Here is an 18678-nt window from a genome sequence, read left to right on the forward strand (position 1 = left end):
CTATAAAACTATCAATCAATAATTAGTTTTATTGATTTTCCAGCCAGAAAATTGGAGATTTTAACAGAGATTGAGCATCTGAGGAAGGGAATGATTCTCTTGGGCATGAATAAAGGACTATCTGCGAAAGAGACGATCCTGGAAAGCCAAAAGTTGGACCAAGCCTTAAACAAATTGGCCCGTGAAGGGAAAACAGCTAGCGTAGACTTTAATAAAATGAATTCAACTATATATAAAGAAGCGTTATTATTAGTGACCAATCTCAATGGAGAGATTATTTACCTAAATGAAAAATGCAGTGCCTCTCTTGGATACGAGATCCATGAACTGGTTGGTCAGCATACACGTATATTTAAAACTGGACTCCATTCCAAAGATTTTTATCGAGACCTGTGGGAGACCCTTCTCTCAGGGGAAAATTGGCAGGGTGAAATCACCGCAAAAAAGAAAGATGGTTCGACTATTTGGAATTTTATGGTGATTTCACCTTTGCTGGATGAACATACCAAACCTTATCAATTCTTAACCATTCGGTTTGATATAACCGATAAGAAAAATTTAGAAAGGAATATTCTCCTAAAGGAGCGGCAATTACATTCCTTTTTAGAAACTTTGACCCGTACCGATGTAGGCACGATTGACCAAGACGGAGGAATTTTATATTTAAGTTCAGCACTCGAAGACATCCTGGATTATAAAGTTTCCGAGGGGCTTGGACTCAGCCTGTACGACTATATTGAACCTGCTTCACTGCCTGAATTTAAACAGGCGATTGAAGAACTGAAAAAAACACCAGGGAAAGCGACTTCTATTGAAGTAAGGCTGCAAACGAAAAATGGTTCTGTCCTTTCATGTGAATTCACAGCAAAGAACTACCTGCAAGACCCAGTCCTTCAGGCGATTGTGTTTAATTATCGGGACATAACGAGACAAAAACAGTTTGAGCAAGAACTTCAAAAAATTGCTTATTGCGATTTATTAACAGGGGTATGGAACGATCGGCATTTTGAGGAGACCTTAAACACGGAGTTGAACCTTGCCACGAACTTGGCCATTATCGTGGCAGATCTCGATGATTTAAAACATATCAATAGTACGTTTGGACGCACAGTCGGGGACCAATTGCTGAAGGATGCCGCCATTAGAATCAGCGACGCATTAAAAAATGGTGGCCTTCATCGACTAAATGGAGACCGATTTATTTTTACCATGAAGGACTTTACAGATGAAAATGAACTGGCCAAGTCCTTGCATACCCTAGTTTCTGCCGTAAACAATCAACCTTTTACCATAAATGGAACCGAAATTAATCTTAGCGTCAGTATCGGAGCGAGCGTGTTTCCTGTTTCGGGGGAGAGCAAGGAGGATTTAATAAAAAACGCAGAAATGGCCATGTACCATGGCAAGAAAAATGGGAAAAACCAATATCAAATTTATTCTCCTGTAATGAATGCTAACCAATATAGGGATTATATTTTACGAAATGATTCGAAAAAAGCGTTAGCAAGAAATGAATTCCTTGTCCACTTGCAGCCGCGTATGGATGTGAAGACTGAAAAGATGGTATCGGCCGAAGCATTAATCCGCTGGGACCATCCAAAATGGGGGTTGATCCAGCCGGTTGAATTTATTCCAATAGCGGAGGAATCAGGATTTATTATCCAAATTGGTGAATGGATGCTTCGAAAAATTTGTGATGATTTAAAAAAATGGGAACAAGCAAAATTACCGATAAAAAAAATATCGATCAATTTCTCCACCTTGCTGCTGCACCAGCCAAATTTTGTTGCAACGGTTTGTGACATCTTGAATGAAACAGGAGTTGACCCCTATTATCTTGAATTTGAAATTACGGAGTCGGTATTGATTGAAAAGGAAGAACAGGTATTAAACACATTAACGGAGATTAGAAATTTGGGCATATCCATTGCGCTGGATGATTTTGGAACAGGCTATTCTTCCCTCAATTACTTAAGAAAGATTCCGGCTGATACGATCAAAATAGATAAGAGCTTAATTGACCACATTAACCATGACAGGGTGAATTTTGAAATTATTTCTTCCCTGATTTCCCTCTGCCATAAGCTAAACAAAGCGGTTGTGGCTGAAGGAGTGGAAACCAAAGAGCAATTGGACCTATTACAAGAATTGCAATGTGATGAAATCCAAGGCTATTTATACAGCCGTCCCGTTGCTGAAAAAGAATACATCGAGTTTTTAAAGCAGGATAATGGAGTCACCGCCCCAGTAAGAAATTTACGGATTATAAAAGGGAACCAACAGGATGTCCCGCCAAGCTGAAGTGGGGGTTTGCCCCCCCCCACTTACGCTTCTCTAATTAATGACAAATATCCCATCAGAATCGTCCCCATGGTCTAATGAATGGCATAGGTCACCAGCCCCTTAGCATTGGCATATAACGCCGCTTGGGTTCGATCTGAAAGGCCCAGTTTAGCGAGGATTTGACTGACATGCTTCTTAACGGTGTATTCAGTAATAAACAGAGTCTGTGAGATTTCCTTATTGGAATGTCCCTTCCCCAGTTCAATTAACACTTCCTTTTCTTTCGGGGTCAACTGTTCCAGATGTGGATCTTGATTTATCGATCCATTAGATCTCATTACGAGATCTAGGACGCCAGGGTCATAATATTTCCGGCCTTTTCCGATAATTCGCAATGCATGAATCAGCTCCTCAGGAAATGCTTCTTTTAAAATATAACCATCGACTCCCGCTTCTTTTGCCTGCTTAAAGTCTTCTTCTTCTACCGAGGAAGTCAGCACCACGAATTTACAAGTGAAGCCTTGCTTTATGGCATTCCTGATTAAATCCAGGCCCGATTCATTGGCCAAGCGAAGGTCGACTAAAGCCAGATCAGGGTTCACCGAACGGAAAAGTTCCATTGCTTCCTGGTCATTCGTTGCTTCCCCAAGAATCTCCATTGACTCCTCTAAAGTAAGGATAGAGATTAACCCTTTTCTCACTAAAGGATGGTCATCGATAATCACAACCTTCATCATCCAAACGCCTCCTGAGCCACTCTCACTTTTCCATTGGGAATCTCAATTACAATCATCGTTCCTGCACCATTGCTTCCATTAATCGAGATGGTGCCAGTAAATGACCTCACCAAATTCCTCATATTTAGCAGGCCTGTTCCTTTTTCCCGCCTATCGCCATCCATGGTTGCATCCATTCCTTTACCATCATCTTGAATCATTAATACCGTTTTCTCGTCCAATAGCGTTAGGTTTAAGTCAATAATCTGGCATTCACCATGGCGAACGGCATTTCCACATGCTTCACAGATGATTCGATAAAGTGCCTGCTTCAGGCTGTCTGAAATGATCGCTTCATCCCCTATAATTTGGTAATGAATGTCAATATTATTTAATTGAGCGTATTCATCTAAGTATTTTTTTAAACGGACAATAAACGGCTTCTCACCTTTTTTCACGGAGCTTAGCCGGTATATGGCTGTACGTAATTCTTTAATCGTAGTATTGGCTGACTGGGAAAGAAAACGATACTCTTGGCTTAATTCCTCATGTGACATGCTTCGTCCCTTTACTTGCAAGCTATGTAACGCGCAAACAAGACCGAACAATCGTTGGGAAACACTGTCATGGATTTCATTGGCAATCCGATTTTGCTCTTCGATAATCAGCATTTGATCCATCATTTGATCCATATAGAGCTTCTCCAGCATGATTTCACTTAACTCGGCCAAATACTCAAAGGGACGAAGGATGAGCAATGTATGGTCCATTTCGTGTTCATTGGCGACCTTTACCCCGATCACCCCAACATGGTTGGCGTTTCTGATGATTTTCATCAGATAGGAATCATCCTTCAACTTGCAGGTAAATGTCCGCCGTTTCATGCGAAGCTGATCCCAATTTTTTAGCAGTTCCTTTTCCACCCAGTCGTTATTTGTCAAATTTTCCATGTGGCTGTTCTGATTATTAAGATCACTGATCCAGAAAAACGCCTCGGAGCTTTGGGTACATTTTTTTAGGGCTGAGGCTATTTCTTTCATTAATTTTTCCATGCTGGCTTTAGAGTTAAAGCTCTCCATAAGGTGGTAAAGCGACATAACATGCTCCAGCGTTTGCTGGTACTTCTGATTCGTATCAGAAAGAATACTATTTACCTTTACTAGCTCTGCCCGTTGTTCTTTTAACTGAGTAGTTTTTGAAGATAACTGTTTAGTAAGCCCTGAAAATAGTCTTACAAGCATCGTTGTCAGCAAGCATACTAAATAAAAATTTGATTTTTCTTCAATAATCATGAATAGATTGCCAACATGAAAAAGTTGATAGGTGATGAGGGTGGCACTTCCCAGGTAGAACAGTAAGGCGCCAAAACAAAACATGGTGGTAAGAAAACTTGCCACTAACACCGGATTAAGGGCATACCAAATAAATGGGCTTGAAATGCCGCCTGTCGGGATTAATAATAACGTCAACCCAATGATTTCCGCCAATACGGTAGATTTCATAATCGGGATATTCTCAAAATACTTCCTTTGGATATCGGTAATAATCCAGGCAGCGATACAAAGTGAAACAATCACCCCCACTTTAAAATAAAGCGGCGATTGTGGACCCAGTAAATAAAAGATAGACGTTAACGTGAGCGAAATAAAGCGAAAAACAAACACGAGATTGATAATACTGGACGGACTTTTTCTTACGGACTGATAAAATTTATTAACCCTTTGCATACACTTTATCACTTCTTACCTCATTTTCTACATCGCGCAACTCATTCATTTTATTGACATCATAGGTATATAAATAATTCCCATCCACGATAAAATACACTCCGGTATCTTCTTTTTGGTCTTTACTAAAAAAAATCGGAAGCTCCTTGTCATCGGCAATTTTTAGAATCGATCGAAAAGAATCCAATACAAATATTGATTTTTGAACCATATTTATTTTTTGGGACACAGGGATAATTCTGTTTGAATACCGTTTATTGATGCTGTCGATTTCTGATGTGTAAGCTGCGGAAGGATGAATTCTACTATTTTTATATAAATAAATGATGGATGCCAATAGTAAAATGGAAAATATCAAACTGCTAATTCGCAGAAAACTTATGGATATGTCGATACCAATGACGTTAAGGGTATTCGGAATAACTTGGGAAGAGGTAGAAGCAGTCGTTGATGTAAATTCTTTTTCGCTTGCCAGGACGATTTCTTCGAACGAGTATTGGAAAACCAACTTGTCTTGCAGCTGAAACGGCTTTTCTGCTCCAGAATCAAGAATGGTTCCTTGTATATTGGGCATGATCTCAAGTGTATATTGAGCAGGCCTGATCCCTGTTTCTTCTTCCACTCTTAGAATGAAGGACTTCACTTGATCCAGATCAATTTTATAAGGTTGATTGATAATCGATATGTCTGCTCCCGTTTGGTCAAAGGCTTGTTTTTCTTCCAACGGAAAGGTTCTCTCCCAAAAGTTCTCCGCTTTGATTAGCAACTGGACTTCATGAGTTCCCTTAGCAGAAACTTGTTTTTCGGAATGGATGGTCGATGTTATGTTGAAAGGGACGGCAACGGTAATTTTATTAAAGATGATATTCCCGGCTTCCACCGTCCCTCCGTCTGGATAAAGGATATTTGGCGTCATTTCGGCCTTATAATCATACCTCGTCTCGATTTGCGACTGGTTATCATTCACTTGGACGGTAGATGCAGCAGGTTGTAAAAAGAAATAGATGGACGCAGCAGCGGATAATATCAGCAAAATGACAAAAGCCTTCAATCGTTTATCGTGATTCCTCTTTAGCATTTGTGAAACGCCCTCTACCATTTTTCCCGGCACCTCGCTACGTTTCTTTAATAAGTTCAGGAATGGTGGATGTCAGTTCCGCACTTCCTCCATTCCAGCGGACGTTTATTTTAATGACGCCTCCGCTCAGTTGCTTTGGATCCCCAGTCAAAGTAAATTCTTTTATCGTACCCGGCATGATGAAGTTGGCATCATTTTTACCAACTTCAATGATCCTGTAATTGGGGCTGCCGAGCCATTCGATGCTTTCTATTTCTATGGTATTTCCTGTGTTATTTGTTACCACAAGCCGTTTATTTTTTCCATAGGTGATGGCAATAAGGGCGTTTTCCTCAGGAACAACAGTTAGGATGGCCTCGCTGCTTATTTCTGCTGTGGTAAAACTATGACTCTGAATGAGGAGCAGGGAAATGGATAAAGAGATAACTAATAAAGAAAATATTAGTTTCAAATCATTCCCCTCCTGAATTCCCAAATTTAATCAGGGTCGTCTGCCCCGCAGTTTGTATATTCAAGCTGCCTGATTTTAGGTCTATACTCATAATATTTCAAACATTCATAGTCTATTATAACTAGGGGCAGCAGAAAATTTTGTTACTTCCTAGTGCACGGTTGTTACTATTTTTGTAAATTTTTGTAATTTTAACGAATGTTTTAAAACATTATTAATGTGAAAAAGGAAGAATAACGGCAGTCCATTGATTCTTCCTTTTATTCGCTGGTTATTTTGCTTCCGTTTCGACAACGATCGATCCCAATACCTGTTGTGGTGAAACATTGGCCCCTTTTGGAATGTTAATTTTCACAGCAACATCCCTAATATTTTGCATACCAGATTTGATTTCCGGACCAACATTATCAAATACATATGCCTGCCCCTTTGTTCCCCAAGCCGGTTCCGTGCCCGGTCTCGTTCCCGATCCAAATGTCACATATTTTGCAAGATCGCCTGTCGCCCGAACTGTTACTTTCACGGTCTCGGCTGATTTATTTCGAATTGTAAACACATGGTTCCATTTGTACTCACTGTTTGGCTGTAGGCCGTGGAATTCCTCTGCCCCAGTCCCGCCGTTGATTCCTTTTCCAAATTGGAAGAAAAGCTCGCCGTCCTTCATAACCGTTGTCTTATCTTTTGCGCCGACCTTATTTTCCCATGACCAAGGGGCATCCGCTTGTAGAGTTACTAGCGCCTTATCCGTATTGACAATCTTCAGCTCGGCAGCATTAGTTACTGTTGCCTTATTATAAGACATGGCGGCCATTACACTTGAGATGGCAAGCAGGAGCACGACCATTAATAATCCTTTTTTCATTTTCACTATTTAGTTCCCCCCTAAATTTACTATTTTACTTGACAATTTTAGTATAGGAGGTTTTTTGCTTCTTTTCGTCACTCTCTGGTGTGCACTTTTCGATATCATTTGTTTACCTTGACCATCTACTTTTGACTAGTTTCATGGTATACCTTCGTACCAGTTGAATTATACTTTAGGAGGCTTTTTCTTAGCCGAAATTGCCATACAATGAGGATGGAGGAGGAATTGAATGAAGTTAGCTTCCAAAATTCTCAATATTACCTTAGCCGTTGTGGTCTTATGTACCTTAGTGGCAGCAGTAGGATCAGCGATTACAAAGAAACCGATTCTGCTCTCCGTCATTCGTTCGAATAGCATGTACCCTGTTTGGGAACGGGGGGACATGGTGATGATTGATAACCTGACAAAACAAGAGACAATATTCTATGGAGACATAATTTTCTTTAAAGCGGAAAACGGAAGCCTGGCCACAAAGGGCTGGATTGCCCATCGAGTGATCGGCGGCAATGCAAAGGATGGTTATCTCACCAAAGGGGATGCCAACAAATTTTCAGATCAAGAGACAGATGAAACAGGGCAGATTAAGCGAAGCTGGATTGCTGGTAAGGCCGTCATGATGGGGGACCAGCCCATTGTTTTTAAAAAAATTGGCTACCTATCATTATGGCTGGAAAAATACCAGAGCAATCCTCTCGTGTTACCTGCCTTCGCATTAATTCTTGGAATCATTATTGCTATTGGGGAATTGAAGCCTGGGCAAAAACGCAAAAAGAGAAGCAAAGGAAAAGGAATGGAGCTGCCGCTTATCTATTTGATTGGCGGATTATCGATTTCTATCATTGTCGGCGGCACGATGATTGCTTCCAGCTATACATTGAATCAAATCTATGAAGTTTCTCAACAAAGCCAAGGAGTTTTAGTGGGCAGTGATGTTGGAATGCTTAAGATTGGTGACTCCGTTTCACGAGATTTATCCGAGATCAAGAATGAGGGAATCTTTCCATTAATCGGGGTAATCACGACCAATGACAAGCAAATTCAATTAAGCCATCAAAAATTCACCCTTTCAAAGGGGCAGCAAATCAACACTTCTTACATCGTAACCGCACAAGTTCCCGGCAGGTATAAGGCCACCATTAAAGTTGGATTATTTTTCCCACTTCTACCCGCCGCCATAATCTACTTCCTTGCTGAAAAAAGCTATTGGCTTGCATTAGCGATTGTATCGTTAATCCCGGGGTTGCCACTGATACTATATCCCTTTATCGATGGGAAAATGAGACGGAAAACACTCAGTGTGATTAGGAAGAAAACGAGGAAATTGCAGAGAATCTTTTGAAGCAGGGGGGTCTGATGCACAAGAACGGCCCCCTGCCTCAATTTGGAGCATTTGATCGATTGCCATTTTTCAGCACCTGAAATGTCTTCTTACAGTATTCTTTATTATCGACATAAACGATAGCGGTGTACCATTGGTCATTCACAACAGGATAATCGAACGTGGAAAACCTGGCGTGATAATGAGGAACATCCACCCTCTGAAAATCCAAGGTTCCATCTTTCGTAATAAATGCATAGGTAACGAGTCCACCACTAAAAGAAGGGCCAGTTACTTCCAATCGTACATTTTGCAAGATTTCATTTTCTAAATGTCCGTACTCATCCCGTAAATGAAACTTAATCGGCAACGAGGATTTATTGTGCAACGTGAAATTACGGTTACTAAATGGTGGCTCAAAGCATTGGTCCCCAATGGGGATTTGTTCTTCATGTCCGATTGCGGAAAAATCAAAGGCAATCGTTGTTGTTTTCCCTTGTGCTTCGTTTCCTGTAGTTAAGGGCAGCTGCGCTGTAAACGTTAACTCCCGGCCATCTGTCTTAGCAATTGTGCCTAATGCAAACTGACTTAAACCAGCAAGGGGTCCCTCATAGAGCTTGCCTTGACCATCAATGATGGTTAATAGAATCTGATTATACAATGACAGGTCTCCGGATTCCTGACGCGAGCTAACGGAATAATTAAAGTCTAGGTTTCCGTTATTCAATACCCTTAAGACGGATGTTTTCTTGTCCCCCGGAGCAAGGTTATTGGCAATAAGAAATCCATTGGCTGGGGAGGTGGAGATGTCAACTGTGTAGGTGGTTTGGTCGGCTTTTGTAGATGTAATTGGATAATAGGCCAACAATAATGCTGTAAAAACGACAAAAAAGATACTAATACTAGTAAAATTAAATAGTCTCATATGGAACTCCTCAATACTCAAACCGTGGCCATATAGTTGCCACGGTTTTTTTACTAAACTTTTAAAGGGATTAATTATTCCTTTCTTGTTCAGCATAGAATCTAAAATCAAAAACAAATGTCTGGCCTTGAATTAAATTATCTGCAGATTTATCTAATTCTACCGTAAATGTAATGTTTGCTGCTCCACTTGGGGCAGTAGCAATTAAAAAAGGAGATATACCAACTTCCCCATTTAACAATCCAGACAATTTACCATCGTAAAGAACCTTGTCTTGTGCAGGATACATTACTTTAACATTAAGCTTTTGGATGAATTGCTCATATGCAGATCCTGATGTAATACCTAAAGGGTTGACTGTAGCTTTTAGTCGTTTAACAACAACATCAAGAGAACCTTTATTGTATATATTCAAGGCTCTTGTCATTTTATCTCCGGGTGCCATTCCACCTAGAGATTCAGATCCAGGTGGGGCATATTGGTTTTTACGAATATCGTAAGGGAATTTTCCAGTTGGATCAGATGTACTTGTATAAAACATGGGACCAGGAATTGAATCACCTTGATCTCGTTCAATATCAATAATTACTGTTCCCGCATGAGCAGAATTATTTGTATTTGATGCAGAGGAAGTAAATAATGCAAATGTTGCTCCACCAATTACCAGTCCAATACCTAAGACCCCAGTACTTGATAGAATCAGTAGTTTCTTTTTTATATTCATCCTAATCCTCCATCAACCAGAACATATTTTAAAAAAAGGATGGTTTTTAAACCATCCTCTTTATTAAGTCAATTTAGTTACCAGCTTCATTCCAAGATACAGGTCCAGAGTTATCACCAAGAGTATTATTACGCGATTGAACTGCTTTCAGATTGAAAGTTACTGAGCCAGTATCTCCTTGGTATTCGTTACCTGCCTCTCGTGGGAAATTATAACCTACAGTTAATGTTCTGCTTTCGCCATGTGGAATAAGTACAGGTGTGGCTTGATGTGTTATTTGTAGCGGATTAGCCCCTTCAAATAAATCTCCCACCCCATTATTAGCAATATCATCTTTATTTGTTGTAACACCCTCAATTTTAACCCACGCGTCTAAATTCCCATCATTTTTAACAGTTACAGTGGCATTTTCAGTGTCTCCAGGAGCTAAATTTGAGATAAAAGATGTTGTACTAAGGGCCGCTCCCCCCGTTGCATCCGAAATAATTACTTTCCCTGCTGTAAAGGTGTTCCCAGCATTGGTTGCTTCATTTGTAAACAACGCAAACGTTCCCCCACCAATTAATGCTGCTCCCATTGCGGTTGTAAACAATGCTGCTCCCATTTTTTTCTTTAGACTCATTCTATTTCCTCCTCTTTCCCCTGCCCCTATTCGGGATTTTATTATGTGAACTCCTTTAGGAGATTCAGCCAACCGGTGTTTCCTTACTTGATTCAATTTGGGAAATTGCCCTCCAGATACTAAAGATGGACCAAAGGATCATGAGAACTCCTGGAACGATAAGCAGGTAAATCGCTCCCGCTTTTGATTGCAGAAAAGCCATAAATTGACCTACATACGGAATCGTAAATCCTTTATATTCAGCAACCACTCTGTCAGTTGTGACAGGTGAAGGATCTTTTGCATCGTTATTGTCGCCTTTTGTCACGTATTGAACCGTTGAATCCACTTTTTGCACTTCGGTAATTCTATGGGTAATTAATATGTTGGGATTATCTGCAGCTTTAAAGGTAATAACGTCCCCTTTTTGCAGTTTGGTAGGATCATTGACTGGTTTGACCGCAATGATGGATCCGGTTTTTATACCTGGCTCCATCGAACCGGATAACACGGTTAATACCTCATAACCGAAGATCTTCGGAGTCCCTCCGGCTATTTTTGAAGAAACAATCATGAATATCACGCAAATTAGGAATCCATAAATCACAATGGAAGATATTCTACTTGCCGATTTTTGGAATGTTTTCATTCTCATTTCCTTTCCCAAAATAGTTGTATTAAGGTTTCATGCACTTCCCGACCTTGATTAACTCACTGAAAATGACCGGTGTTCCTTCGACAGTAAGCGAATGGCCATTTTCACCAGGCTTATTGGGATGCTGAAAAGCAACAAACTTATAAAATCCTGGATCCTTTGGCTTATATGCAAGCCGTATAGGAGTGCTATTAGCCGGCATCTTTGATATTAGACCTTCTGTAAAAACCAGTTGGCCGCTAATCCCTTGTGGGTTTACTGGATTTCCTGTCGGACTATAGTAAACGTAATATTTTGATTGCAGGCCCATATCGCCTGATCCGGCATTCCTGACGTAGGCAAAAATTTCATTACAATCCCCGCCATATTCATTGGTAAATTTTAGAGAGCTTTTATCCCACCATGTACCTGCTTGTAATGAAAATTCAGTTTCCGCTTGCCCGATAAAAATGGCATTTGTATGTTGATGGGAGAAGTTCAGGACAGAGAATATGAAAAGGTACCAGACTAATCCTGATTTCCAAATGAACAACAGGCTTTTATGCTTTTTTCTAAATTTCCTTAATCTAGTAGATCTGATTGCTCTCCCCCCTAGCCTTTGTTCCTTTAAGGGATGTAAATAATTCAATATAAAGAACAAATAGTGATAGCATTCCTTATTTGCGACGGATGTAGTCTCAAAATCAATCGGCTAACGTTGTTCTTTACATGGTTAATATTACCTATTTTCAAAATGGATTTCTTCACACCACAGAGTAATCTTTACTAATCCCTTTGGTTTAAACGAAAAAAACTTTGGGAGTAGACGAGTGTGACCTAAGAGGCAAACAAGAAGGGTATTTAGAGAGGGGACTGGTACTTTCGGATGAGGCAGAGTGGGGATTCCTGTTCATTTTGGCCACTCATCTCACCCAACCAAACCTAACAAAACAACACGCTACCATGTAAAACCAAACAAAACCAAACAAAACTTAATGATTTGTGACAAAAAGCATTGCAATCATATAGGTATATTTTTTATATTGGATATAATGGTAAATCTAAGAAAATACTGCCCAATTTTTACAAAGGACGTGATGTTGATTTATGCTAGTGAACCTTAAGAAAACTAGATTAATAGTCCTGCTTTCCTTTTTCATCATTGCAGGCCTCTTAACCGGTCAAATTACTTCTGCTGAAGGGGATGGCACTGGCGGCGGGAAGAGTGAGCCGTTATACATGGTTTCCTCCTCGATACAAAATGGCGCCACTGGGGTACCGCTAAAACCGGAAATCAAGCTGACCTTCAGCAAAAATATTGTCAACATGACCGTGAGCGACAATAACAGGAAATGTTTCTCCTTGCTTAGCGAGACCGGGGCCGCTGCTCTAATCAAAGTCATCTTTGTCGATGATCAAATTAATCCTGAAGGCAGGAATGATGCCGTCATTATTCCAAATGAAAACCTGGCACCGGGGACTACCTATACTCTGGTGATTAGTTCAGCCCTTAAATCAAAAAGTGGAGTGACAACCGGTAAAGAAACCAAAATAACCTTTACAACAGAAGGTTCAAAACCGGCAGCGGCTAACACCAATCCGGCACCACCAGCGCAAACGCCGGCGACACCTGCACCGGACAGCAGCAAAGCAAACTCGGGCACATCCAACACAACCAGCTCAACACCAGCCAACAATACAGCGAAAACGCAAAGTCCTGATGCTCAACAACAACAGCAGCTAACGCCGGAAACCCAAGCCGCCACAGACACTTCTGCGGCCGAAACCCAGCCGGTTTCCGCAGACATGGAAGAAAAAGTAATGGCTAATGAGGAAAAGACAGAAAAACATGTGCCCTATACAGCAGCGAAATCCTCTGCCGCGACAGCCGAAAACCAACAAAGCGATGGAACAAACTCTCTATGGCTGATAACGGGGATTGTCCTGGTGATCGTGATTGCCGCCGGAACCATTTATCTTTATAGAAAAAAGAAACTAGCAAAATAGGAAACATCTTTTTCGATGGAAGCAGGTGAACTCAATCAAAAAGTCGATATTCTTCATTAGTTTACTGCTGGCGCCGTTGGCAGCCATATTCATCTCCCTGCTGTTGGGCCGCTATCCATTGGCACCGACAACGGTGATGGCGGTCATCCTGAATCAACTCGGCGTAACTAGCCTTGGCACACCGGATACGGCAGCATCCATCGTCATGAACATCCGGCTGCCCCGTTCCATTTTGGGCGCCCTGGTTGGTGCAAGTCTTGCCGTCAGCGGAGCGGCGTTTCAAGGTGTTTTCAGAAACCCGCTGGTCAGCTCCAGCATCCTTGGCGTCAGTCCCGGGGCCGGCTTTGGCGCCGCACTTGCCATCCTGATTTTTACTAATAATAGTCTGATGATTTACGTGTTCGCCTTCGGTTTTGGTATATTAGCCGTCCTATTAAGCTACTTAATTGGCAGAAGCTACAATACAACGCCGGCCATCATGCTGGTCCTGGGCGGAACTATTGTATCTTCCGTGTTCTCGTCCCTGATTTCGTTGGTGAAATATATGGCGGACCCGACCGACCAATTGCCGAAAATCACTTTTTGGCTAATGGGCAGCCTCGCATCGGCCAGTTACCGGGACATTATGATAGCCGGGGTGCCGATGCTGGTGGGCATCGCCGGGCTGGTGGCCATCCGCTGGCGAATCAATATTTTATCAATGGGCGATAAGGAAGCCAGGGCACTCGGTGTGAATCTTGGGGTCCTAAAAGGGATATTGATTGCCTGTGCCACCCTGGCAACGGCGGGCGCGGTATGTGTCAGCGGCATCATCGGCTGGGTCGGGCTAATTATCCCCCACATCAGCAGGATGCTCGTCGGCAACGATAACCGGCTGCTCATTCCGGTCAGCCTGTCGATTGGAGCCTGCTACCTGGTGCTCGTCGACAACTTGTCGCGCATCATCAGCGGCTCGGAAATCCCGTTAGGTATCCTGACTGCGATTATCGGCGCTCCATTTTTTGTCTATTTGTTAAAAAGAAAAGCGGGAGGCTGGGTATAAACATGTCATTGCTAAAAATAGAAAAAGCCAGCTTTCAGTATGGTAAGACCACCATCTTTGAAAATATTAACTTTGAGCTGGACAGTGGCAATATGTTTTGCCTGTTTGGCCCTAATGGTTGCGGTAAATCAACCTTAATTGAATGTATCCTGGGGTATTTAAAGCTGTCCCAGGGACGAATTCTATTAAATAACCAATCCATCCATACATATCGGCCTGCGGAACGGGCCCAACAGATTGGCTATGTCCCTCAGGGCCACACCAAGAACTTCCCTTATACAGTGAAGGATATTGTTCTTATGGGCCGAGCCGCATATACTGGTACGTTTTCTGCACCATCCAAGGAAGATATGGAAATCGCCGAGTCGGCCATCGAGACCTTGGGGCTCGCGCCCATCAGGGACAAGCCCTATACCCAACTGAGTGGCGGGCAAACCCAGCTAGTGATGCTGGCGCGGGCGCTGGCCCAGGAAACCTCCATTATTCTGATGGATGAACCAACGGCGCACTTGGACTTTCGCCATGAACTGATTATCTTGGAGACGATTGTGAAGTTAATGAAGGAAAAAAATATCTCAGTTGTTATGGCGACTCACTTTCCAAACCATGCCTTTTATTTTGAGAATAGCGGGATTCCAACCACGGTCGCGCTCATGAATCATCAGGCATTTGAGTATGTTGGCTCACCTGCTGAGGTGTTAACGGAAGCGAATATGCTCCATACCTTTAAGATTCACGCAAAATTAATGACCGCTAAAACGCCAGATGAAAAACTGGTGCGCGGGCTCATACCAATCGAAGTGTCAACCAACTAGGGAGGTGATTATTACAGCATGCATCAGAAAAAAATACTGTTCGCCCTCTTCTGTCTGATCCTGTTACTATCCGCTTGTTCATCTGGAGAGTCATCGGCTGAGACAGTAGCCAAGGACACAGTCACGGTCGTCGATTATTTGGGGCGGGAGGTGGCCGTACCGAAGAAAGTCAATCGGATTGCGACCCTTTATGCCTTCACGGGCCATGTCGTCACGATGCTTGGGGAAGGTGAAAAAATTGTTGCCGTCAATGGCGGATTGCAGCGTGACAACCTTTTAACAGAAATCAATCCGGCCATCCTAAAAGCGGCGGTCCCGACCCGCAATGAAAAATTGAATATTGAAGAGCTGGCAGCTAGCAATCCGGACCTGGTCTTCATTCAAGAGTCAACGGACACTGACAAGGGTGAGGTCAGAAAACTGGAAGAGCTAAAGATTCCTTACCTCGTCGTCAACTTCAACAGCATCAAAGAGCAACAGCAATCGATTGAGATGATTGGCCAAGCGATTGGGCAAGCGAAGAAGGCTAAGAGGTTCAATGATTTTTATAACCAAGTGATTGAGCAGGTGTCAGAAAAGGTAAAGAATATCCCGGAACGAGACAGAATCCGAGTCTATCACTCTGTCAACGAAGCAACCCGCACCGATACAGCCGACTCCTTGCCGGCCGAATGGATCAAAACAGTGGGAGCGATCAACGTGTCCACGGGAGAAAAGCTCAAGCTGATGGAGAATAAATATTTTGCCGGGCTGGAACAGATTCTGCTTTGGGATCCGGATGTTATTCTGGTTAACGAGTCCGGAGTCGATCAATACATCCTGGATAGCCCGCAGTGGCAGACCTTACAGGCCGTGAAAAATAACAAGGTATTTCTGCTGCCAAATGGCGTCTCCCGCTGGGGTCACCCGGGCGGTCTGGAAACACCGCTGGCGATTCTGTGGACAGCGAAAACCTTGTATCCAGACAAATTCGCAGATACGGATTTGGAAGAGGTGACCGCCTCGTTCTATCAGGATTTTTTCAACTTTAAGCTAACCCCTGTGTTAACGGACAAAATACTATCAGGAAAAAATATGCGCATACCGAAAGGAAATGGATGATAATGAAACTCTATTTATGTATTGATGATACAGATAATATTGATAGCAAAGGCACAGGCTCGATTGCTCAAGAAATTGCCAGCTTGATAGAGTCAAATGGCTGGGGGACATGCTCGAGCATTACCCGCCACCAATTGCTTGTGCATCCCGATGTCCCATATACCTCCCATAACAGCTCGATGTGCTTTACCGCCGATATCGATGCCGACGCGCTTGAAGCTGTTAAAGCGGCAGCAATCCAACTGCTAGAAAGAGAGAGTGCGGAAGGGTCCGACCCGGGAATTTGCATTCTTGTCCCTGAACAGTTGCCGCAAATTCAGCAGCAGGAGATCGTTCAATTTGGCCTTAGGGCGAAACGCGAAGTGATGACGAAGCAGGAAGCCTATGGGCTGGCGGAATCGTTATCGGTCCATCTGTCCGAACACGGTGGCACCGGACAAGGAGTCATTGGCGCCTTGGCGGGAGTAGGCCTTCGGTTAAGTGGCAATGACGGCCGCTTCAAGGGGAACCATAAGCTTCGTTCCGATAGCAAGACCGTGCTGGTCAAAGAAATCCTCGATGAAACAACGATTGAGCTTATTCGAACAGAGGATGGGTTCGTACTTGATTTAGCCGAAGAAATTGTCCTTGGCGAAAAGTTAAAAAGCGTGTTCCTCAACCATCAGTCCGTATTGTTAGTGGAGCCGGCAGAAATCGATGGCGTGCAAAAATGGCAACCTTGTTCGGGTGGTACGCTAAAAAAATATTAGCAGGAGGGGCATATGAATTATTTCAAGGTACATAACGGAGGGAAAATCTTCGTCGGGGATGCAGTGCTGGCGGAGGTCTATGCGGCCGCAGTCTCCCTAGCAACAAACTGCCCGGCGTTTCAACTGGACGTGGAAGACGAGATTGTCTATGAGGATGAGACGACCTGCTACAACTGCCGTTACCGCCGCTGGCATCCGGAAGGGTTTACGTGTTATAAGCAATTTCCAAATTCGCTTTTAGAGGAGAAAGCAGAATGAAATTATTGAAGAATTTTATGGCCACCGTGTTGGCACTTCTATTATTGTTTGGTACCTATTCGTTGACATTTGCAGCTGGAGGCGGCGGGGGTTCCAATCCTTTAAAATTTGAAGCCGCATATTTAACTACGATTACAAATGGTGTTTCGACAACAGAAACAAACATCAAGGGATATAAGAATGTTGGTCCGGATTCGACCATTAAATTAGTTTTCGATAGGAATGTTGTTAGTAATTGGGAAACAAACAGTAAAGCCATCACCCTGGATGATTCACTAGGAAACAGCGTCGACATCGACGTCAGCAGAATCCCCGAGGAAGTTAATCCCGATGAAAAAAGAAATATTTTTATTACACCAAAGCAGTCTTTAACTCTTGGTGAAAACTACAAGATTACGATAGATGCTTCACTAACGGCCAATAACGGCTCCAAGTTAGGAACTCCAGAGACAGTATCATTTGGAGTTAAAACTGAAATTACACCACCGGGGTTGACAGTTAGTACGCTAGATCAGTCAACCGTTACAAATCGAGACAAAGTTACGGTTTCCGGCACCACCGAACCTGGAAGCACCGTAACAATTAATGGATTGAATGCCGCTGTTGATGAGGCTGGAGTGTTTACCAAGGAAGTGGGGCTGACACCTGGATTAAATAAGCTCGTTGTTATCGCTACGGATGCTTCTGATAATACCACTAGCAAGGTACTTGAAATTACCTATGACAATGAAGCTGTTTTGTCGGTTACTTCACCAAAAAACAACACGGTAACTAACACTGATAAACTGACTGTAACAGGCAGCAGCGAGGAGAATGCAGTGGTAACCGTAAACGGTACAGTCGTAAAACTTGGTGCCAATAATGAATTCAGTCATGAATTGGTGCTAGCGAAAGGGTTGAACAAGATTACTGTTTCAGCGACCGATGCAGTTGGCAATACGTCTACATCGGAATTAAATGTAACCTATGATCCAAGTGCAGGAAACCAACCGGTGAATACTGGAGGCGGCTCAACGCCAACAACGGTTGACACAAACGATGCTGCACCTGCACCTGTCAAGGCAACAAATACAAATACCGGCAACGAACTGCCAGCCACCGCGTCGAATATGTATAATCTCATGGCACCTGGCATGCTACTAGTCCTATTCGGTTTTGGACTAATTCTTTATCCTAGATTGCGTCAGCTAAAGGGTAGATAATAAATTATCTTAAGCAGATCAACAAAAGCGCTAAATTGGATTAGCGCTTTTGTTTTTCTTATGAGAAATCTCGATTTTATAACTGGCTGGTTTCATAAACAATCCCCTTTTTTCAACAAATTGTTTCCCCTCTCCAAACTAATCAAACGATTGATTAAACAGTTCCAAAACCCTGCCACAAG

19 protein-coding genes are annotated in these 18678 nt (G+C 42.6%); 9 read left to right on the plus strand and 10 right to left on the minus strand.

What is annotated here, in order from left to right; genetic code table 11:
- Positions 1–51 precede the first annotated feature (51 nt).
- Positions 52–2301: an EAL domain-containing protein gene (locus tag AR334_RS19210; protein ID WP_301337173.1), complete on the plus strand. Its 2250-nt coding sequence runs from the start codon at positions 52–54 to the stop codon at positions 2299–2301.
- A gap of 74 nt (positions 2302–2375) precedes the next feature.
- On the opposite strand, the gene AR334_RS19215 is transcribed toward AR334_RS19210, so the two are convergent.
- The 5 genes from AR334_RS19215 to AR334_RS19235 all read right to left on the minus strand — a co-directional run bounded on the left by AR334_RS19215 (position 2376) and on the right by AR334_RS19235 (position 7123).
- Complete coding sequence (locus AR334_RS19215) at positions 2376–3017, minus strand: response regulator transcription factor (protein WP_066316333.1); 642 nt, start codon at positions 3015–3017, stop codon at positions 2376–2378.
- The gene (locus AR334_RS19220) at positions 3017–4726 is read right to left on the minus strand and encodes a sensor histidine kinase (protein WP_066315627.1); all 1710 of its coding nucleotides are present in this window, start codon (positions 4724–4726) and stop codon (positions 3017–3019) included. The genes AR334_RS19215 and AR334_RS19220 overlap by 1 nt, the downstream gene beginning before the upstream one ends.
- Positions 4713–5804, minus strand: coding sequence for a DUF5305 family protein (locus tag AR334_RS19225; protein WP_156431326.1), 1092 nt, complete (start codon positions 5802–5804; stop codon positions 4713–4715). Before AR334_RS19225 ends, AR334_RS19220 begins: the two co-directional genes overlap by 14 nt.
- 37 nt (positions 5805–5841) lie before the next feature.
- The gene (locus AR334_RS19230) at positions 5842–6255 is read right to left on the minus strand and encodes a hypothetical protein (RefSeq protein WP_066315635.1); all 414 of its coding nucleotides are present in this window, start codon (positions 6253–6255) and stop codon (positions 5842–5844) included.
- Positions 6256–6526: 271 nt separating this feature from the next.
- The gene (locus tag AR334_RS19235) at positions 6527–7123 is read right to left on the minus strand and encodes a hypothetical protein (protein ID WP_066315637.1); all 597 of its coding nucleotides are present in this window, start codon (positions 7121–7123) and stop codon (positions 6527–6529) included.
- A gap of 226 nt (positions 7124–7349) precedes the next feature.
- Here AR334_RS19235 and AR334_RS19240 point away from each other — a divergent pair, with 226 nt between their 5' ends.
- Positions 7350–8459, plus strand: a complete 1110-nt coding sequence (locus tag AR334_RS19240; RefSeq protein ID WP_066315643.1) for a signal peptidase I — start codon at positions 7350–7352, stop codon at positions 8457–8459.
- A gap of 37 nt (positions 8460–8496) precedes the next feature.
- Here AR334_RS19240 and AR334_RS19245 read toward each other — a convergent pair whose 3' ends face one another.
- The 5 genes from AR334_RS19245 to tapA form a co-directional block, all read right to left on the minus strand.
- The gene (locus AR334_RS19245) at positions 8497–9363 is read right to left on the minus strand and encodes a hypothetical protein (protein ID WP_066315645.1); all 867 of its coding nucleotides are present in this window, start codon (positions 9361–9363) and stop codon (positions 8497–8499) included.
- 70 nt (positions 9364–9433) lie between these two features.
- On the minus strand, positions 9434–10087 hold the full coding sequence (locus AR334_RS19250) for a hypothetical protein (RefSeq protein ID WP_066315647.1): 654 nt from the start codon (positions 10085–10087) through the stop codon (positions 9434–9436).
- A 73-nt stretch (positions 10088–10160) separates the two neighbouring features.
- On the minus strand, positions 10161–10709 hold the full coding sequence (locus tag AR334_RS19255) for a TasA family protein (RefSeq protein WP_066315650.1): 549 nt from the start codon (positions 10707–10709) through the stop codon (positions 10161–10163).
- Positions 10710–10773: 64 nt separating this feature from the next.
- Positions 10774–11337, minus strand: coding sequence for a signal peptidase I SipW (gene sipW, locus AR334_RS19260; protein ID WP_066315654.1), 564 nt, complete (start codon positions 11335–11337; stop codon positions 10774–10776).
- A gap of 28 nt (positions 11338–11365) precedes the next feature.
- On the minus strand, positions 11366–11983 hold the full coding sequence (gene tapA, locus AR334_RS19265) for an amyloid fiber anchoring/assembly protein TapA (protein WP_066315657.1): 618 nt from the start codon (positions 11981–11983) through the stop codon (positions 11366–11368).
- 446 nt (positions 11984–12429) lie between these two features.
- Here tapA and AR334_RS19270 point away from each other — a divergent pair, with 446 nt between their 5' ends.
- The 7 genes from AR334_RS19270 to AR334_RS19300 are packed head-to-tail and all read left to right on the plus strand — an operon-like array spanning position 12430 to position 18496.
- Positions 12430–13329, plus strand: a complete 900-nt coding sequence (locus tag AR334_RS19270; protein WP_066315660.1) for an Ig-like domain-containing protein — start codon at positions 12430–12432, stop codon at positions 13327–13329.
- A 25-nt stretch (positions 13330–13354) separates the two neighbouring features.
- Positions 13355–14371 (plus strand): iron ABC transporter permease, encoded by a 1017-nt coding sequence (locus tag AR334_RS19275; protein WP_066315662.1) that lies wholly within the window; start codon positions 13355–13357, stop codon positions 14369–14371.
- A 2-nt stretch (positions 14372–14373) separates the two neighbouring features.
- Positions 14374–15186 carry an ABC transporter ATP-binding protein gene (locus tag AR334_RS19280; RefSeq protein ID WP_066315673.1) on the plus strand — a complete coding sequence of 271 codons (813 nt, stop codon included), beginning with the start codon at positions 14374–14376 and terminating at the stop codon, positions 15184–15186.
- A gap of 18 nt (positions 15187–15204) precedes the next feature.
- On the plus strand, positions 15205–16287 hold the full coding sequence (locus AR334_RS19285; RefSeq protein WP_066315675.1) for an ABC transporter substrate-binding protein: 1083 nt from the start codon (positions 15205–15207) through the stop codon (positions 16285–16287).
- Between the two features lie 2 nt (positions 16288–16289).
- Positions 16290–17036, plus strand: a complete 747-nt coding sequence (locus tag AR334_RS19290; protein ID WP_066315676.1) for a hypothetical protein — start codon at positions 16290–16292, stop codon at positions 17034–17036.
- Positions 17037–17048: 12 nt separating this feature from the next.
- Positions 17049–17294, plus strand: a complete 246-nt coding sequence (locus AR334_RS19295) for a hypothetical protein (RefSeq protein WP_066315680.1) — start codon at positions 17049–17051, stop codon at positions 17292–17294.
- A complete protein-coding gene (locus AR334_RS19300; protein ID WP_066315688.1) occupies positions 17291–18496 on the plus strand; it encodes an Ig-like domain-containing protein in 1206 nt (401 codons plus the stop codon). The genes AR334_RS19295 and AR334_RS19300 overlap by 4 nt, the downstream gene beginning before the upstream one ends.
- The last annotated feature ends 182 nt before the right edge of the window (positions 18497–18678 follow it).

Source organism: Bacillus sp. FJAT-29814, from assembly GCF_001510715.1.
In the GTDB taxonomy this organism is placed as follows: domain Bacteria; phylum Bacillota; class Bacilli; order Bacillales; family Cytobacillaceae; genus Neobacillus.